The following is an 18,293-nucleotide window of genomic DNA, read 5'->3' on the forward strand; positions in this document are numbered from 1 at the left end:
GTTTTTTTGTAGAGACGCATAATTGCGTCTCCCGCAGGACATTCCGAATTTGCAAAGTCGATTTGCACGCTGGAGACGCAATTATCGTCTCTACATTTGAAAAACAAAACGAACCCTACGCTACCATAACAAAAAACATTGAATCATAAAACACATGATCAAAAGCACATACTTATTTGTAACAATTCTCATTTGCCTGGCATATAGCAAAACCATAAAGGCCCAGTCAAACAACGACCACATTTTTCCTCCATCGGCGGCAGCCAAACCTTATATTGATTTTGATAGTAAAGGTTTTTTGATAGATGGCAAGCGTACCTTTTTGGCATCGGCAGGGTTAGAATATGCAAGGATCCCGCACCAGCTTTGGCATGATAGATTGCTGCGTATTAAACGGGCCGGCTTCAATTGTATCGAGATCTATACCATCTGGAATTTTCACGAAGCCCGGGAAGGTAAATTTGATTTTACCGGCGACCGTGATCTCAATTTATTTTTAAAAGAAGTTAAAGATCTGGGCATGTATTCCATTGTACGCGTAGGCCCCTACTATTGCGCCGAATGGGATAATGGCGGCTACCCTATCTGGCTCAAATTTAAAAAAGGATTGCGGGTTAGGGAAGACAACCCACCGTTTGAAAAATATGTTGATCGTTTTTTCGATCACCTTTTACCCATCATATTTAATAACCAGGTAAACAAAGGTGGTTCTGTCATATTGGTTCAGTTGGAGAACGAGCATCCTAAAGGATGGGGTACCATCATGCCCGATGGCTATTTTAAACATTTGCAAACCAAGGCCCTAAGTATAGGCTTGCAGGTGCCTTACTTTTTCAGCGGCCTGCATCATGACAGCGATCCGGCTGGTAATGGTAAACTGGATGATGCAGCAAGACCCAATCCCTGGTTCTCCACGGAATTTTGGAGCGTATGGTATTCGCAATATGGTGCTAAACCGGGCGATGCAGCGCTTTATGACAGGCGCACCTGGAAAATCATCGCCAATGGCGGTAATGGCTATAACTATTACATGGCTCATGGTGGATCGAACTTTGGCTATAGCAATAATGATGAAGATGCGGCATCCTATGATTATGGTGCAGCCATCGGGCAAACTGGTGATCTGCGACCTATCTATTGTACCTTTAAACGCGCGGCATGGTTTGCCCGCAGTTTCCAGGATGTTTTGGAAAACAGTGTAAATGATTCTGCATCCTACAGCAAAATAATAACAGATCCATCATTAAGGGTAACCGCACGAAAAAGCCCTGCCGGGGGAATTATATTCCTTGATAATTCGGGTAAAGAAGCTATTACCACACAACTGCATTTAAGCGATGCTAAAGTTTTAAGCGATAAAAAGGTAACCATTTTACCGGGTGAGATTTATCCCCTGGTTCATAATTACAAGGTTAACGACCAGGTGACGCTCAATTGGGCCTTAACCAGGATCTTTGCCATTGTAAAGCAGGATAATACCACCACCATTATTACTGATGCTGAAGCAGGTATGCCAGTATCCATGTATTTTAACACAAAAGACAAAGCCTCAACGGAAAATTCTGATGTAAAAATAGATGGCGAAAATGTGCTTATCAATGAAACGATGCCTGCCAGTAACAAACCTTTGGAATATACTTTTAAAGCCGGCACTCAAACCATCCGTGTTTTAGCCATGAACAGGCAATGGACCGATAAAACCTGGATAACCAACATGGCAGATAAAAACTACATCATTACTGGTACTGCTTATTTAGGTAAAGCAGACATTAAAAACGGTCAGTTTATTGGAGAAATAGAGCGCCCGTTATCAGCAGATAAGCCCGACGAAGTATGGATCTATACAGATAAAAAAGCTATAGTTTTAAACCAGGCTCCATCCCCCAATACAAAACAAACGCAAGCCATTGCATTAAATAACTGGCAGTTTAAAAATGCTTCCGGTTTTGCTGTTGCAAATTATAACACCAGCCAATGGCTATCCTCAAAAGCCCCCTTACCTATGGGCGCCGATGGCGATATCACTGCTGATGCATGGTACAAAACATCGCTGAATATTCCTACTGCCGGGAAATACACGCTACAGGTTAATGGCAACGGCCGCGGCCAGGCTTTTATTGATGGAGAGCCAGCTGCAAATTGGAAGCTGAGCAATGCCGAAGTTTCACTTAACTTAAAAAAAGGTAAACATACCCTTGCCGTTTTTACCGCCCATGACGGCCGCGACAAACTGGCTGCCTACCTTGGCCCAATTGATGAGGTGGATAGTAAAGGTATTTTTGGCAACGCCGTTATTAAAAAAGGCGGCCCGTTCATTAGTGAATTAAACAATTGGTATTTTGTTAAAGCAGCCCATCGTGATGATGCTAAACAAGGCCCGCCGCCATTTGATACTACACTATATAAAAAATATAAAATAGGAGCTGATGCTTTTAATTTAAAGGAAGGGTACGGGTGGTTTACCACAATTATACCGCAACAACCCGCTGGCACATCAAAAATAACCATGTTATTTAAAAGTGTTGATGAAAATGCAACGGTATTTATCAATGGTAAGCAGGTATTGAGCCATGAAGGCTGGAACCAGCCTTTTGAAGTTAATATTGCAGATGCCAATATTTTAAAAGGGCCTGTTACACTTAGTGTGTTTATCGAAAATTATTCAAACGAGGGAGGTATAGATCAGCCGGTAAAAATAAATGCCATTGGTGATGCCCAGGCAGTAACCGGCTGGCAGTTAAAGGGTGGTCCGGGTGATCCGCAAGCGGTAAAGGGTTGGCAAACGTTAACATCGGGCAATAAGATAAACAGCCCTTGCTTTTACCGCAGCTCATTTACTGTTCCGCACATAAAGGGACAAACTTTCATATGGCGGTTTGAGCCTAAGGATTTAGGGCATGGCTCGGTATGGGTTAACGGGCACAACATTGGCCGCTATCCCGAAAAAATAGCGGTATCCAGTTTATATATCCCAGAATGCTGGCTCAACAAGGGCTTAAACCAATTGGTGATCTATGATGAAGATGGTAAACGCCCAACCCAAACATTAATCATAGCCGAGCCGGAAGCTGGGCGTACAATAACTCAAATAAGTGCTGATCTTAATTAATAAATAAAAAATGGCTTTAACTACTGAAAGATTTACAGCGCTCGATATCTTCCGCGGAATGACCATCTGCTTCATGATCATTGTGAATGCACCCGGTTCGGGCGCCAATGTATGGACACCGCTCGATCATGCCCCATGGATAGGTTTTACTCCAACCGATCTTGTTTTTCCATCTTTCTTATTTGCTGTAGGTAACGCGCTCAGCTTCTCTAAAAAGAGGTTTGAGAGTGATGCGGCTTTTATAAGTAAGATATTTAAAAGAACAGTCATTATATTTTTACTCGGTTACCTCATGTATTGGTTCCCGTTCTTCCATCGTGTAAATGATGGCTGGGCCTTTAACCCATTAAGTCATACCCGTATTATGGGGGTATTACAACGCATTGCCCTTTGTTATTTCTTCGGCGCTTTGATAGTTCATTATTGCTCTCAAAAAACGGCCGTAATTATATCAGTATTACTTTTAGTTGGTTACTGGGCGTTTTTAGTACTGTTTGGCGAACCCGGTAAAGAGTTCACTATGCTGGGCAATGCCGGCACAAAGCTAGATATTGTATTATTGGGCAATGATCATTTATACCACGATAAAGGCGGCCCCATTGCCTTTGATCCCGAAGGTTTATTAAGCACATTAACGGGCATAGTGAATGTAATTGGCGGCTTTTTAGCAGGCGCGTTTATCCAACGTAAAGGAAAAAACTATGAAACAGTGGCTAAGCTATTCTTGTACAGCGGCTTACTGATAGTTGCCGCTTTATTCCTGGGCCAGTTTTTCCCGATAGCCAAAAAATTATGGACAAGCACCTTTACCTTACTGACCGTAGGTATCGACCTGGCCATTTTAGGCCTGCTCATATTTATCATCGAGATTGAAAAGATAAAGCGCGGCACCAATTTCTTCCTTATCCTGGGTCGTAACTCACTGGCCATCTACTTGCTATCGGAGTTATTGCTCACTGTACTGCAAACCATATGGGTACGCCCCCAATTAAGCTTTTACGATTGGGTAAACCAGGTATTTTACCAGCGTTTATTCCCCGGGGCTTTGGGTACACTGGTATTTGCCATTTGTTATATGATGCTTTGCTGGCTGGTGGCTTATATCCTCGATAAAAGAAAAATTTATATTAAAATATAGTGGAGGGTTGAAAGAGTTGAAATCTTATTTTTTGAGAATGTTACAAGCTGGTAAAACACCTATTCACCCGTCATTGCGAGGCACGAAGCAATCCCAAACTGTACAGGGTGGATTTGCAAAGTTACTCTGTAGGGAGGGGATTGCTTCGTTCCTCGCAATGACGGGTATGTTATTAATGTACTTGTATAAAAAAAGCCATGTCATCCTGAACGTAGTGAAGGATCTATTCGCAGACTTTACAGGGCGAAGAAGCATGGCGGACAATAGATCCTTCACTACGTTCAGGATGACAAACCTTTCAAAAGGTCATTTCCCTTTTGGGGTCTACCAGACTTTTCCACTATCAATAACGATCTGTTCATTCATTTCCAAACGGCTCTTCAAACCTGTTTTTGTTTTAACCGCTACTTTAACACTCTTGTTAAACTATGATGTTTCTGCCCAACAGGCAGATCACGTGCCTTATGTAAACCCATTTATTGGTACCGCAAAAAGCGATGTTTTTACCAAATGGGGAAGCGAAGGCGGTACATATCCGGGAGCGGTTGCGCCATCGGGCTATATTCAGTTAAGCCCCGAAACAAGGGTTGCAAAAGGATATAACTACAACGATAGCAGCATTTACTATTTCAGCTGTTTTAGGCACATGAGTGGTTTTCCCGAAGGCTCTGCAGGCCGGTTTTATGTTATGCCTGTCGGCAAGAGTGCCACATTTGAAGCCGGCAAATACAGCAGGAAGTTTTCGCATGCCAATGAAAAAGCAACGCCCGGCTACTATAAAGTAATGTTTGATGACGACCGCACCATAGCCGAAGCCACAACCACGGCGAGGACAGGTATTTTTAAATTCACCTTTACGGCAGATAATATCCCGCAGATATTCATAGCCGATGCCGGCGAGATCAGTGTAATCTCCTCAAAAACATTACATGCTGCAAACGGTAATACCGTCATCAACTTTTCAGAAAACTATACATCAAAAAAGCAGGTTCAGGGCGGCTGGATCTTCACTTTTCCATCAATAGTGAAGCAAAATAAAGTTATTGAGGTTAAATTAAGTACTTCTTCGGTTAGTTATGCAAGCGCTCAAAACAATATCGATAAAGAAATTGGAGCTTTAACATTTAACCAGGTACGCAAACAAACGAGGGATAAATGGCTCAAAAAACTGGCTGCTATTGATGTAACAGACAGTAATGAGCAACATAAAACTGTTTTTTATACCGCACTTTATCATTCACTTTTAATACCATGGGTTATTAATGATGTGGATGGCCGTTATAAAGGTTACGATGGTAAAATCCACCAAAAAACAGGGGCCGATCAATATGGTGCTTTCTCTCCCTGGGATACCTTTCGTTCCCTGCACCCCCTGCTTACCCTGCTTTATCCGGATAAACAAAAAGATGTTGTTTTATCTATGCTGGATATTTATAAGCAAACCGGCCACCTGCCCACCGAATCAATGACCGGTAACCATGCTATCCCCATTATTGTGGATACTTACCTGAAAGGCATTACCGCTTTTGATAAACAGCTGGCTTATACAGCCATGAAAAAGAGTATTGTTGAGCCGCCATTTATACAGCCGGATATGGAGATCTATCAGCAAAATGGATACATTCCATTTACCCGTTCAGAATCGGTAACCCGCACGGTTGAATACGCTTATGATGATTGGGCCTTATCGCAGTTTGCCAAAAATATCATCCACAACGATAAAGACTACCAGCTTTTATTAAACCGGAGTTACAACTACAGGAACCTCCTGAACAATGATGAATTGTTGCTATTGCCCCGTAACAACAATGAGTTTAAGTTGCAGCCGGGTATGTCGGGCTATAAAGAGGGCGACAAATGGGTATACTCCTACTTTGTTCCTCACAACGCAAAGGATCTGATCAACCTTACCGGTGGCAATGAACAATTTGCCGGCAGGCTTGATTCGGCGCTGACCAACAATGTAATCCCCTTTGATAACGAAACCGTATTTCATTTGCCTTACCTGTTTAACGAGGCTGGCAAACCTGCATTAACACAAAGATGGGTACGGCAGATCATGCTTAACCGTTACAGTGCCAACCCAGGTGGTTTACCCGGCAATGATGATCTTGGTTCAACATCCAGCTGGTATATTTTTAACGCAATGGGTATTTACCCCGCCTGCCCCGGCCGGCCCTTTTACGCCATAGGCGCACCTTTATTTCAATCGGTAACGCTGCACCTTTCAAACGGCAAAAACTTCACCATTAACAGCGCCAATACTACTTTAAATAACAACTACGTCCAATCGTTAAGTGTAAACGGAAACGCCTGGCAACAGTTAACAATACCACATTCAATATTAACAAAGGGCGGTTCCATGACATTTGCTATGGGTAGCCGGGAAAGCAAGTGGCCGACGAATAAGGATCAGGCCGTGTTATCAGAAACGAAACAAAACCCGGATTTTAAGATCCTGAATTATACGGTTTCAAAAAGTATTGTTGAGCCAAACGAGCCGGTTACCATACTTTTTTCTATCGCCAACAGTGGCAGCACCGGCGTAAAAATTGTTAAACTGTTTGTAAATGGAAAACTTTATGCCTCCAAAAACTGCATGGTGGTTTCCGGAGGCGTTAAAAATGATTCCCTCGTATGCCGGTTTTATCCCGAAGGTAAAACCGAACTTCAATTACAAGGCATGGCCCCGGTAACGATTAATGTTAAATTACCGGCAACGCCATCTGCCCATCCCTTTAAAATTACAGATTTGGCTGCAAAGCCAATGGTTAAGCTTAACCAGGTGCAACAGGTTACTTATATCATCCAAAATATTGATGGTTTAAACCGAACTTTTAATATCCCGGTGATGATAAATGACTCCTTACTTTTTACAGATACAATAACACTTGCAGCAGGCGAAAGAAAAAGTATTGCGCATACTTTGCACTGCACTGTAAAAGGATTTAAGCACATCAGGGTTGATGATGCAAGCGTAGACTATAAAGTATACTATGATCATAAAGAATCGCTTCTGCTTGACCTTTCCGCCGTTGGCTATAATTCAGATAAGCTGGTAACAGATAATTCGGGATACCATAATAATGGACATATTATGCTTACAAATAATTTTGTTGAAGATAAGAAAGCTGCAAAATTAGGCTTTGAGGAAAATATTTTTGTTGAAGTTCCCAATTCGGCAAGCCTGGATAATATGGGTGAAACAATCACGATGATGGGATGGATTTACCCAACCGGAAATGAAAATGGACTGGTTGATATGATAACCAAGGGGGATAGCCATGTTTTGCAGGTAACTGACCATAAAACCCTCACCTTTTTTGCCGGCGGCTGGGGACGCGGAGATTGCACAGTTAACCTGTCCGCAAACTGGAAAAACAACTGGCACCATATAGCAGGTGTATGCACCGGCAAAACACTTTACTTATACATTGACGGTGCATTGGCAGGTAAAACGATAGTGGAAAATGATGCCGACCTATCCAACGGTAACAAGTGGACACTGGGCAGGAATGAGGAATTCCCCGCTGAAAGAATATTTCATGGATACCTGGATAAAGTAAAAGTATTTAAAGAACCCTTAACTCCCGAAGAAATTAGCACGATTGTCAACAGCGAGCGTGGTAGTTTTAAATAGCCAGGAACAAATCATATATACTATGCCTTTAGCCCAAGAGAACATTTCCTGAATAATACAGGCTGTATTATTCAGGAAATGTAAAATGGAATGATGGCAGCAAACGCAGGAGTAAACTTGAAAGGCCATTTTTGTTGTTTAAAGACGGCAAGACTACCCATTTATTTGCGGCTACCAGTGCAAGCGGCAAGCCTTATCAACCGAAAAGATCATGGAATATGGTTATCCAAAGCAAATAATAAACAATAACTGCAACTATAACAAAACAAATTACCGATTTTAACCTTTAATTAAAATACATTCAAGTCGCATTAATTATATATTTATATCGTATATAATTAAAACGTTACGTATTAATCTCTAACTAATTATTGTTTACGCTATGCCTAAAACAATCTTATTTATTGAAGACAATAAAGAGATCAGGGAAAGCACGGTGGAACTTCTTGAATTGGAAGGCTATAACGTATTGGTAGTTGACAATGGCTATGATGGAATTAATATCGCTAAGAATAATCTCCCTGACTTAGTTATAAGTGATGTTATAATGCCGGGTATTACCGGTTACCAGGTTTTTGAATCACTGCTACAGGATGAAAGCACCCGGCTCATCCCCTTTATTTTTACATCAGCCATGTCTGAAAAATCTGATGTAAAAAAAGCGTTCGCTATTGGGATGTGTCATTACCTGATCAAACCCTATGATGACAAGGAGCTTTTTAAGATAATTGAAAAAATGCTGACACCCGTTTTATAGTCTCCCTTTTGCATTAATATATACTTCATTCTTTCTTTGGATCTAAAAAATGTGCTTTAGATCAATTTACAGTATGATGATTATCACCTATGCTATATGATGAAATAGTCATATTTGTTCTGTCCCCCCAGCTACTTTACATAGCCTAAAGTATACGCTTTAATCTAATAGACCTGTCATGAAAAAGATACTTGTACTAACCAATTTTAGTGATAATTCCAGTCATGCAGCAGCTGCTGCTGTTCCGCTTTGCGCTAAACTAAATTCAAACATCATTCTGTTTAATACTTTTATTAGTCAGCCGGTTTTATCCGAGTTTGGCGGCTCGCCATATGCCATTGAGCGGATGTTATGGGAAGATGAAAGCGAGCAAAAAATGGATTTTTTGAAAGAAGATCTGCAACTACTTATTGAAGCACTACTCCCAAACCAGCACCGCCCCACTATTGACTGCCAGCGAGAGGAAGGAAGCCTTAAATTCCTGTTAGATTCTTTTAAAGAAAGAAAGGATATAGAATTGATTATAATGGGTGCCCGTACAGGCAGCACGATGGAACATTTGCTTATTGGCAGCGATACAAGCTTAGTGATAAACCGTACTAACCGGCCTGTTATCGTTATACCAGAAAATACAGACCTGGGAGCATTAAAAAAAGTAACCATTGCCTGTGATTTTGACGATAGCGATATCAATGCAGTACATTACTTAATCCAATTAGGTTGTATTTTTCATTTTCAGCTCGAAATTGTGCATGTATCACTATGGGGGCACAACGATGGCAACAACATAGAAAAGAAACGCAAATTTATCGATCAGGTGTCCAGGTTCGGGTATGAGGATGTCACCTATCAAATTCTTGCAGGCAAGGAGTTAATTAATCGCCTTAACCGCCATTGCAAAGAAAGCAAAACAGATTTGTTGGTACTGGTGCACGACAAGCATAGCCTTTTGAACAGGATATTTAAAAGCACTAACACTGATGAGTTGCTAAAGCAACAACAGGTGCCCGTAATGATTATTCCTTCGGTGATGAAAGATTAAATGAATGTTGTTAAATAAAAAAATGCCAATCTTTTCGGAAAATCAAAATCCTATTCTTTACGAAATTAATTTAAACCTACCCCTATCGGATTAAACAAAAGTGGCGTTGACAACCGGGACTGGCTCTGCCATAGGCAAATTGCCTCCTTTATTTGCGGCTACCGGTGCAGCCAGCATTCCTTACGAATGGCCAAAATCATGGAATATGATTATTCAATCAAATAAAAAATAATAATTTCAATTATAACAAAACAAATTGCCGGATTTAACCTTTAATTAAATACATTCTATTTATAAAAATACTATAAACAAATTTAGGTAGCATATAATATTAGAATATTTGGGGAAAAATGCCAAAACCTGCCTTATAATTCTCTTTTAAAATCCATTTCTAAAAAATATACTTCTTTCGCTTCCCCCTGCCGTCTGCTCAAAAATATGTTCAAATCCATTATTTAGTATGATGATTATCGCTTCGCACGGGTATTAATTGGACATATTTACTTCACAGCCAGAAATATAGCTATTAATTAATAATATTTCTTTAAAAAAATCACCTTGAGAAAGATACTTGTGCTAACCAATTTTACCGAAAATGCCAATCATGCAGCAACAGTTGCCGTTTCGTTTTGTGCTCAGCTATATTCAAACATCATACTGTTAAACACATTCATCAGCCGGCCTGTTCTGGCCGGATTTGGAAGCATACCATGTTCCGTTGTGGAGATGTTATGGGAAAATGAAAGCCATAAAAAACTAAATTTCCTGAAAGAAGATTTAGAAGAGCTTATTAAAACGCTCCCTGCAGATCATCATCACCCCAGTATTGATTGCCGGTACGAGGAGGGGAGCCTTAGATATCAGTTAGAGTTTTTTAAGAACAAAAAGGATATCGAATTTATTATCATGAGCGCCCGGGCGGGCAGTACGATGGAACATTTGCTGATTGGCAATGATACCAGTGTTGTGCTCAATCGAGCCAGCCGCCCCGTTATCATTATCCCCGGCGGTACCGACCTGGGACAATTTAAAAAAGTAACCTTTGCCTGTGATTTTAACGACACCGATCTGGATGCAGTGCATTACCTTGTTCAATTGGGCCGCATCTTTCATTTCCAACTCGAAATTGTGTATGTATCCCTCTGGGAACATAATAACGAGCAGAACATAGAGAGGAAAACAACCTTTATTAGCCAGGTCGCCCGATTTGGGTATCCAGGTATCACTTATCGAACCATCGTTGGCGAAGAATTGATTAACCGTCTTAACCGCCTTTGCAAAGAAAACAAAACCGACCTGCTTGTGTTGATACACGACAGGTTTAGCCTTTTGAACCGAATATTTAAAAGCACAAACGCAAATGAACTGTTAAAGCGACAACAGGTACCGGTTATGATTATTCCCTCCATGATGAGAGATTAATAAATTTTCTTAAACACCCCGGGCGTCAATTATCAACCCGCAGGCTTAATTAATAGAAGTGTTATAATGCAGATAACTGTTGGAACGGCTTATTAATGCCCCTTGAATTATTATATAGCATAAAACAGGGCTGTACTTTAATTGGCTGCAGTCCTATTTAGGCAGGTACTTACGGAAGGCATTACCGCCCGCGAATTATAACCACTTAGCGGCAAAATGGTTAAACTCATGCCGCAATTCGTTGATCATTTTTTCCTCCGTTACATAATCATCAGAAAGCTGATTATAAACAGCGAGTTCCCTATCGTCAATAAATTCCGGTGAGGCACTGATTTCATTTTCCAATACGCCCTGATTTCCACGGATCCGGTGTTTTAGCCCATCCAGGTAATCACGGTGGATAATCAGCTGATTCTGAAAATGTTCAACATTTTCGCCAACCTCCCGGCCGGTATTGCCGCCGGCGACTTCTTCCAGTCGTTCCCGCAAAAAATTTAGTTCCAGCTCGTAAAAACCGAGCCCTCTCATCCACGCATTATGCGCAAATTTTAAATGTTTTGTACTGATCTGTTTCATAATACAAGATACCTGAATTTGGTTATATAAAAAATAACTTACTGATTAACAGTAGCTGCAATCCTATTTTTTTGGACGAAAATACGATCTGCCATTCTACTTCATCACCAATACCGCTGCTCCATTTATTTTACCTGCTCTTAACCTGTTAATTGCCTCATTTGCCTCTGATAATTGGAATACCTCCGTTTGTGTATGTACCGATACCGATTTAAGGATATTAAAGAAATCCAATCCATCCTGCCGGGTAAGGTTGGCAACGGATTTAATCATTCTTTCGCCCCATAAAAGATCATATGAAAAGGCGGGAATATCGCTCATATGTATGCCGCCGCAAATTACCTGCCCTGCTTTATCTATATTTTTTAACGCCATTGGCACCAGTTCGCCTACAGGTGCAAAAATGATAGCGGCATCCAATCGCTCTGGCGGCACTTCTGAGCTGTTACCAGCCCACCCGGCTCCCAGGCTTTTAGCAAAGCGCTGGGCTTGTTCATCACCATCGCGGGTAAAGGCGAATACTTTTTTCCCCTGTGCAATCGCAATTTGAATAAGGATATGCGCCGCCGCGCCGAAGCCGTAAATGCCCAGGTTAATTGCGGCGGGATCTATCATTTGGTACGATCTGAAACCAATAAGCCCGGCACAAAGTAAAGGTGCCGATGAGTATTTAGCATACGCCCCATCCAACCGAAAACAAAAACGGGCGTCCGCTACAGTGTATTCGGCATACCCACCATCAATTGTATAGCCTGTGAATAAAGGATTATCGCACAGGTTTTCTTTTCCCTGCTTACAAAACTTGCAATGGCCACAGGTGTAGCCCAGCCATGGAACACCCACCGCCTCGTTTACTTTCAGCGCTGTTACCCCATCTCCCACTTTAACAATCCGACCGATAATTTCATGGCCAGGAATCAGGGGCAATTTGGGCTGACTAAGCTCCCCATCCAGAATATGAAGATCGGTACGGCATATGCCACAGGCAATAACCTTAAGCAATACCTGGTCATTAGCCGGCTGCGGAACCGGTAGCTGCCTGAGTACAAGTGGCTGCCCGGCCTTCTCAAAAACCATGGCCTCCATTAAGGTAGGTATTTCCAAATTGAATAAATTTATACGCTTAATTAAAATACAATTAACCGCTTAAAGCTGTTTTTATAATGACATATTATAATCGGGCGGAAAAACCAATAGTGGGATCTTGATGTGCCGAGCCATGTGGTGGGTATGGCAGCCGGTTAAAACCCTGTACAACAAACTATGTGGCCGGTGCACCATGGCTAATAAATCAATTTGCCCGTGTTCGCAAAGCCACTCGAGGCCATCATTAATATTCATGCCCCTGAAGTGATGATAGGATATATTTGAATAATGCTCTTCCCCGGTCAATTTTTCCATAAAGGTATCTGCCTGGTTACGTTTCACGTTCCTTTCATACTTTTCGCCGGTGATATGATAAATACGGATCTCCGCCTTAAATACCTTGGCAATACCGGCAATTGACTTAATTACCTCTATATCGCCATCGCTCAAATCTGTTGCAAAAATAATTGTTTTAATACCCTTAAAAACCGCGCAACCCGGAATCAGCAAAACCGGAAAATCTGCCTTATCAACCAGATCCTTGCTTTTACTTCCCATAATTAAACGACCGAACCCGCCCGTTCCGGAGATCCCCATAACCACTAATGATGAGTTTGGATCGTCCATAAAATTCACTACAACATCGGTTACCGGCCCTATCTCATTATCAAAGCTAATGGCTGGTTTATGGGTTGATGTGGGGCCTTTCGCGGCATCATCAATAGTATCTTCCAATTCCACGGCTAAGCCTTCCAGTTGTTTTGCGGCGGCATCTTTTAAAAAAGCATAATCCTCCAAAGGCCATAAACCCGGATCGGCCATGGGTAATTCTATCGGCACAAATAAAGCATGACACAACTTAACATCTCTTTTCATTTCCCTGGCTATACCGATGGCATAACGGGCGGCATTATCGGCCTGTGCAGTAAAATCGGTGGGTACTATAATGGTTTTCATGCTGCAATATTCTTTGAAGGTTAGGGTAAACAAAGTTTGCAATTATAAGCCGCAAAATAAATGACGCTTATCATAAAGAACTATGTTATAGGGCAAAAATTATACCAACGCGTACTCCTATTGTTCTCAAAATATCAAAAATATCAGCAACGGAGCTTTGGCTGTTTTTCGTCAGCAGAACAGCTTCGGGCGAAAACGGGTAAAACAATGTAGGGTTGTGCGGCTGCAGGGCATAGGAAGCTTTTGCATGTGGGAGATAGGCGGGCAAGGGCAAAATAATTCCAGCCCAGGTTTTGCCCGTTTTGCAGGGCAGAGGCCTTGTGCGGCAAAGAAGCATTTCTGCTGACTTGAATTTTGGTTCTTTATTTCAAGACAAAGAACTAGGCCCTCCCGCGGCCATGAGCGGGACAATGCCCTTTCATTATGACAAAGTAAATTTAGTACCCAAATCATCCCCTCCCCGCCCATTTTATCAACACCCGTTGCACAGCCCTCAGTATTTCAATACATTCGGCCACTGGTAAATGAATGATGCTGCTGAAGGCTATTTTACTTAATACAAGAACTTTATGAAAGTCATTATAGCCGAAAAACCATCCGTTGCGCGCGAAATTGCCAAAGTATTTGGTGCTACCACCAAAAAAGATGGCTATATGGAAGGCAAAGGGTACACATTTACCTGGGCTTTTGGGCACCTGCTGCAGTTAGCTGCCCCGCAGGAATATGGCTATTACGGCTGGAACGTTCAAAACCTGCCCATGCTGCCGCCCAAGTTTAAACTCTCCATCCGCAAGGTAAAAACAAAGGCCGGAATGGTCGACGATCCATCGGTTAAAAAACAACTGGACATTATAAAAGGCCTGTTTGATGAAGCTACCGAAATCATTGTAGCCACGGATGCCGGGCGCGAAGGTGAACTCATCTTCCGTTATATATACTATTACCTTAAATGCAAAAAGCCCTTTAAAAGATTGTGGATCTCGTCGCAAACAGACGAAGCTATTAAAGAAGGCTTCCGTAATTTAAAGCCCGGTACCGATTATGATACCCTGTTCAATTCGGCCCATTGCCGTTCGCAGTCGGATTGGCTGGTGGGGATGAACGCTACGCAGGCGCTTAGCCTGTCGTCGGGTAACCGGGCGGTGTTGTCGCTGGGCAGGGTGCAAACCCCTACCCTGGCCATGATCTGCTCGCGCTATCTCGAAAATAAAAACTTTGTACCCCAGATCTATTACCAGGTAAGCATCCAGCCCGATAAAGACGGACAGGTATTTAAAGCCATTTCTGTACAAAGCTTTAAAACCAAAGAGGAAGCCCAGGCCATTGTCGACCTGGTGCAGGATGTAAACAGCGGCTTTACCAATGGCGGCCATATTTTAAATGTAGAGGCCAAGCCCCGTAAAGAACCGCCGCCGCTCTTGCATGATCTGAGCAGCCTGCAGCAGGAAGCCAATAAACGCAAAGGCTTCACCGCCGATCAAACGCTTACCATACTGCAAAACCTGTACGAGAGCAAGCTGGTAACCTACCCGCGTACCGGCAGCAGGTATATAGGCGATGATGTATTTGCCGGCGTACCCAATTTAATTGAGAAGCTGAAAGAGCATCCCGATTTTGGCAAACAGGCCACCGTATTATCAACAGCCAAGCTAAACAAGCGCAGTGTGAACGCCAAAAAGGTGACCGATCACCATGCCGTACTGCCCACCGGCGAAACACCCTACCAGTTAACGCCCGATAAACAGGCCGTTTATGACATGGTTGCCGGCCGCATGCTGGAAGCCTTTCACCAGGACTGTATCAAAGAGATCACCAAGATCACCGTCGAATCCGGCTCCACCTTTATGGCCAGCGGAACGGTGATCCAAACCCCGGGCTGGCGCGCCGTATTTAACGATACCGACGAGGAAAAGAAAGAGGAAGAAAACCCTACCCTGCCCAAAGTGCAGCAAGGCGAAAACTTGCCCATTACCGATAAGGCCCTGTTAGAGAAGCAAACCAAACCCAAGCCCCTGTACAATGAAGCCAGCTTATTGAAAGCGCTGGAGACCGCGGGCAAAGAGATTGACGACGAAGAACTGCGCTACGCCATGAAAGAAAGCGGACTGGGTACCCCTGCCACCCGCGCATCTATCATCGAAACCCTGCTAAAGCGCAACTATATCTCGCGCGAAAAAAAGAACCTCGTACCTACCGAAACCGGGCTCTCGGTATACCACGTAGTAAAAAACCAGCAGATAGCACAGGCCGAGCTCACCGGTACCTGGGAAAAGCGACTGGAAGAGATCCGCACCGGCGCTTCGGTAGCCGATTTCCAGGAAGAGATCAAAACCTATACCCGCGCCATTACCCAGGAATTATTACGCGAAGGTAAGTCGCTGAAAATAGCGCAGCCGGTTGCAGCGGTGGCTAAATAAATACAGGCTGTCATGGTGAGCCTGTCGAACCATAGCGGGTAAAGGCCTCTGAAGATAGAAATGACAAAGTAATTTAAACCCAATGTCATGCTGAACTTGTTTCAGCACCCCACTTGCTAAGTATATTACATGTGGGCTACCTGTCCTGTGAGGTCCTGAAACAAGTTCAGGATGACTTCATTTTTTTAACTTCCCAAACCCTCTTTTCCACCGCAGGTGAAGAGAGGGTCGGCCAGCGGAGCGCAGCCGGGGTGAGTCGTTGCCACTTATTTTACAATTTTTATTTCATTTATAACTACCTTTATATCAACACACTTACACCACCCCGTCCGGCTCCGTAAACCAATAAATCTTTGCTTATGAAACGCAATAAATTTATCAGCTCCATTTTAACCTTTGCGGCTCTCCCCTTAACACCTTTTGCCAATGGCATTAAAAAATACGTGCAGTACCGTGCCGGTAATGGCTTTAAAATACAGGCTGGCGAAGGCAGGATCCATGGGCATATTAAACTAAAAGGGGTAAATGAAAATATAATGGATGTAAAAATATCGGGGAAAGATACCGATGGCGACCTGGCTATTTTCGAACAAACCAGTTTATCCCAAGGGCGGGGTACTCCCCTGCACGTTCATCCAAAGCAGGACGAAATTTTTTACGTTTTACAGGGATCATATTTTTTTAAAGCAGGCGATGATAAGTTTCATTTAAGCGCCGGCGATAGTATCTTTTTGCCCAGGGCCGTGCCACACGCGTGGACCCAGGTAAGCGAAAAAGGAAAAATGACCGTTATTTTTCAGCCGGCAGGTAAACTGGAAGAGTTTTTTATAACCATGCAGGCATTAGACCACGACCCATCACACGCCGAACTTGAAAAAATTTTCGCCGACCATGAAATGCAGCTGGTAGGTCCACCTTTAAAATTGGAGTAAGCGGGTCAACTCGCCCCTTTTGTCATCCTGAGCATAGCGAAGGATCTGCACGTCATGCCTCTTCGCCGGGATAGCACGCGGGCAGATGCTTCGTTCCTACCTATGGACAAGTTATAAAACTGAGTCGTCCTGAACTTGTTTCAGGATCCCACAGGACCGGTGGACCGCATGAAGTACACTTAGCAAATGGGGTGCTGAAACAAGTTACCTATGACAAGTTATAAAACTGAAGTCGTCCTGAACTTGTTTCAGGATCCCACTGGACCGGTGGACCGCATGAAGTACACTTAGCATTGGGGTGCTGAAACGCCTTGTCATTTCCACCTTCAGATTCCTTGGATTTTAAAACTCAACATGACAAAAATTTTTTGAGTCAAACCTCCCTTTTTGACTTTTGAATTAATTATGGCGTTCCCTGCGGGCCGTGCTGTCCGTTCATACGCGCACGAGGCATTAGGCGCGGGCCGGTATCCACTTCCATCACTAACGCGAGCCTACGGGTAACTGTAGGCTTAAGGCTTTACAACAACATCGTGATTTGCATGCGGGCACACAGGCCTGGAGGCCTGCGGCAGCGGGAAGTGCTTGCGGTAGCTGGGGTTTCTCAATATATTTCGTCAATAAAATCACAAGTGGCCTAACCCGCATGCGGCCACACAACACTTGCGTTAAGAAGGGTTTATTAAGTTATAACGGGCAATATCGCTTTGTAAAACACCAACATGACTAATACCAAACTTATTATGAAAGAAATTGCAGCAATCATCAATATTAGGTGACTAAAAGCAGATTGTTTGGTTTGGTTCTTACGAGCTTGGGCGAGAAACACTTTTTCGTCATGTATTTCTGTTTCCGACCAATGGGCATTCTCAAGCCTTTTCAAACTCCTCATAATTAACACTTGATAATAAAGACAAGATGTTGAAAAGAATCTATGACACAAAACTGCCGCCAAAGACAACACAATGCATATTAATGCAACAACCATTATGTAGACACACGTGGAAGTAAGCTTATTAGATTTCTCTAACACAACATCTTTTATAAGAAAGCCGAATCCACCTATAGCGAGAAGATCTATTCGCATAAGTTCATTTGCAAAGCTTTGATAGCGGTCAACGATATCAAAATCAGGTTTCCATACCTCGTCGGGTATATTAATGTCCGCCAAAGATTTAGCAGCAACCCTATTTTTTACAATCTTGTACATTTTTAAG

12 protein-coding genes are annotated in these 18,293 nt (G+C 42.8%); 8 read left to right on the plus strand and 4 right to left on the minus strand.

Annotated elements, in window-relative coordinates; all coding sequences use genetic code 11:
• The first annotated feature begins 154 nt into the window (after positions 1–154).
• From AC1D0K_RS04180 to AC1D0K_RS04205, 6 genes are all read left to right on the plus strand, one after another.
• On the plus strand, positions 155–3,109 hold the full coding sequence (locus AC1D0K_RS04180) for a beta-galactosidase (protein ID WP_477396536.1): 2,955 nt from the start codon (positions 155–157) through the stop codon (positions 3,107–3,109).
• A 10-nt stretch (positions 3,110–3,119) separates the two neighbouring features.
• Positions 3,120–4,247, plus strand: coding sequence for an acyltransferase family protein (locus AC1D0K_RS04185; protein ID WP_477396534.1), 1,128 nt, complete (start codon positions 3,120–3,122; stop codon positions 4,245–4,247).
• Between the two features lie 253 nt (positions 4,248–4,500).
• Entirely contained in the window at positions 4,501–7,887 is a 3,387-nt protein-coding gene (locus tag AC1D0K_RS04190) for a GH92 family glycosyl hydrolase (protein ID WP_477463000.1), read from the plus strand.
• 382 nt (positions 7,888–8,269) lie between these two features.
• A complete protein-coding gene (locus AC1D0K_RS04195; RefSeq protein WP_477442567.1) occupies positions 8,270–8,644 on the plus strand; it encodes a response regulator in 375 nt (124 codons plus the stop codon).
• A gap of 178 nt (positions 8,645–8,822) precedes the next feature.
• Positions 8,823–9,686: a universal stress protein gene (locus AC1D0K_RS04200; RefSeq protein WP_477396527.1), complete on the plus strand. Its 864-nt coding sequence runs from the start codon at positions 8,823–8,825 to the stop codon at positions 9,684–9,686.
• 558 nt (positions 9,687–10,244) lie between these two features.
• Positions 10,245–11,108, plus strand: a complete 864-nt coding sequence (locus tag AC1D0K_RS04205) for a universal stress protein (protein ID WP_477396525.1) — start codon at positions 10,245–10,247, stop codon at positions 11,106–11,108.
• Positions 11,109–11,303: 195 nt separating this feature from the next.
• Here the strand turns inward: AC1D0K_RS04205 and AC1D0K_RS04210 are convergent, their stop codons facing one another.
• The 3 genes from AC1D0K_RS04210 to AC1D0K_RS04220 all read right to left on the minus strand — a co-directional run bounded on the left by AC1D0K_RS04210 (position 11,304) and on the right by AC1D0K_RS04220 (position 13,727).
• The gene (locus tag AC1D0K_RS04210) at positions 11,304–11,684 is read right to left on the minus strand and encodes a hypothetical protein (RefSeq protein WP_477396523.1); all 381 of its coding nucleotides are present in this window, start codon (positions 11,682–11,684) and stop codon (positions 11,304–11,306) included.
• Between the two features lie 96 nt (positions 11,685–11,780).
• The gene (locus tag AC1D0K_RS04215) at positions 11,781–12,788 is read right to left on the minus strand and encodes a zinc-dependent alcohol dehydrogenase family protein (RefSeq protein WP_477396521.1); all 1,008 of its coding nucleotides are present in this window, start codon (positions 12,786–12,788) and stop codon (positions 11,781–11,783) included.
• Between the two features lie 54 nt (positions 12,789–12,842).
• Positions 12,843–13,727, minus strand: a complete 885-nt coding sequence (locus tag AC1D0K_RS04220) for a universal stress protein (RefSeq protein WP_477396519.1) — start codon at positions 13,725–13,727, stop codon at positions 12,843–12,845.
• Between the two features lie 569 nt (positions 13,728–14,296).
• Here AC1D0K_RS04220 and AC1D0K_RS04225 point away from each other — a divergent pair.
• Both AC1D0K_RS04225 and AC1D0K_RS04230 read left to right on the plus strand, forming a co-directional pair.
• Positions 14,297–16,144 carry a DNA topoisomerase 3 gene (locus AC1D0K_RS04225; protein WP_477396517.1) on the plus strand — a complete coding sequence of 616 codons (1,848 nt, stop codon included), beginning with the start codon at positions 14,297–14,299 and terminating at the stop codon, positions 16,142–16,144.
• Positions 16,145–16,503: 359 nt separating this feature from the next.
• A complete protein-coding gene (locus AC1D0K_RS04230; RefSeq protein WP_477396515.1) occupies positions 16,504–17,076 on the plus strand; it encodes a cupin domain-containing protein in 573 nt (190 codons plus the stop codon).
• Positions 17,077–17,758: 682 nt separating this feature from the next.
• On the opposite strand, the gene AC1D0K_RS04235 is transcribed toward AC1D0K_RS04230, so the two are convergent.
• Complete coding sequence (locus tag AC1D0K_RS04235; protein WP_477442563.1) at positions 17,759–18,286, minus strand: hypothetical protein; 528 nt, start codon at positions 18,284–18,286, stop codon at positions 17,759–17,761.
• Positions 18,287–18,293: the final 7 nt, after the last annotated feature.

This window comes from Mucilaginibacter sp. P1_A3 (assembly GCF_056406855.1).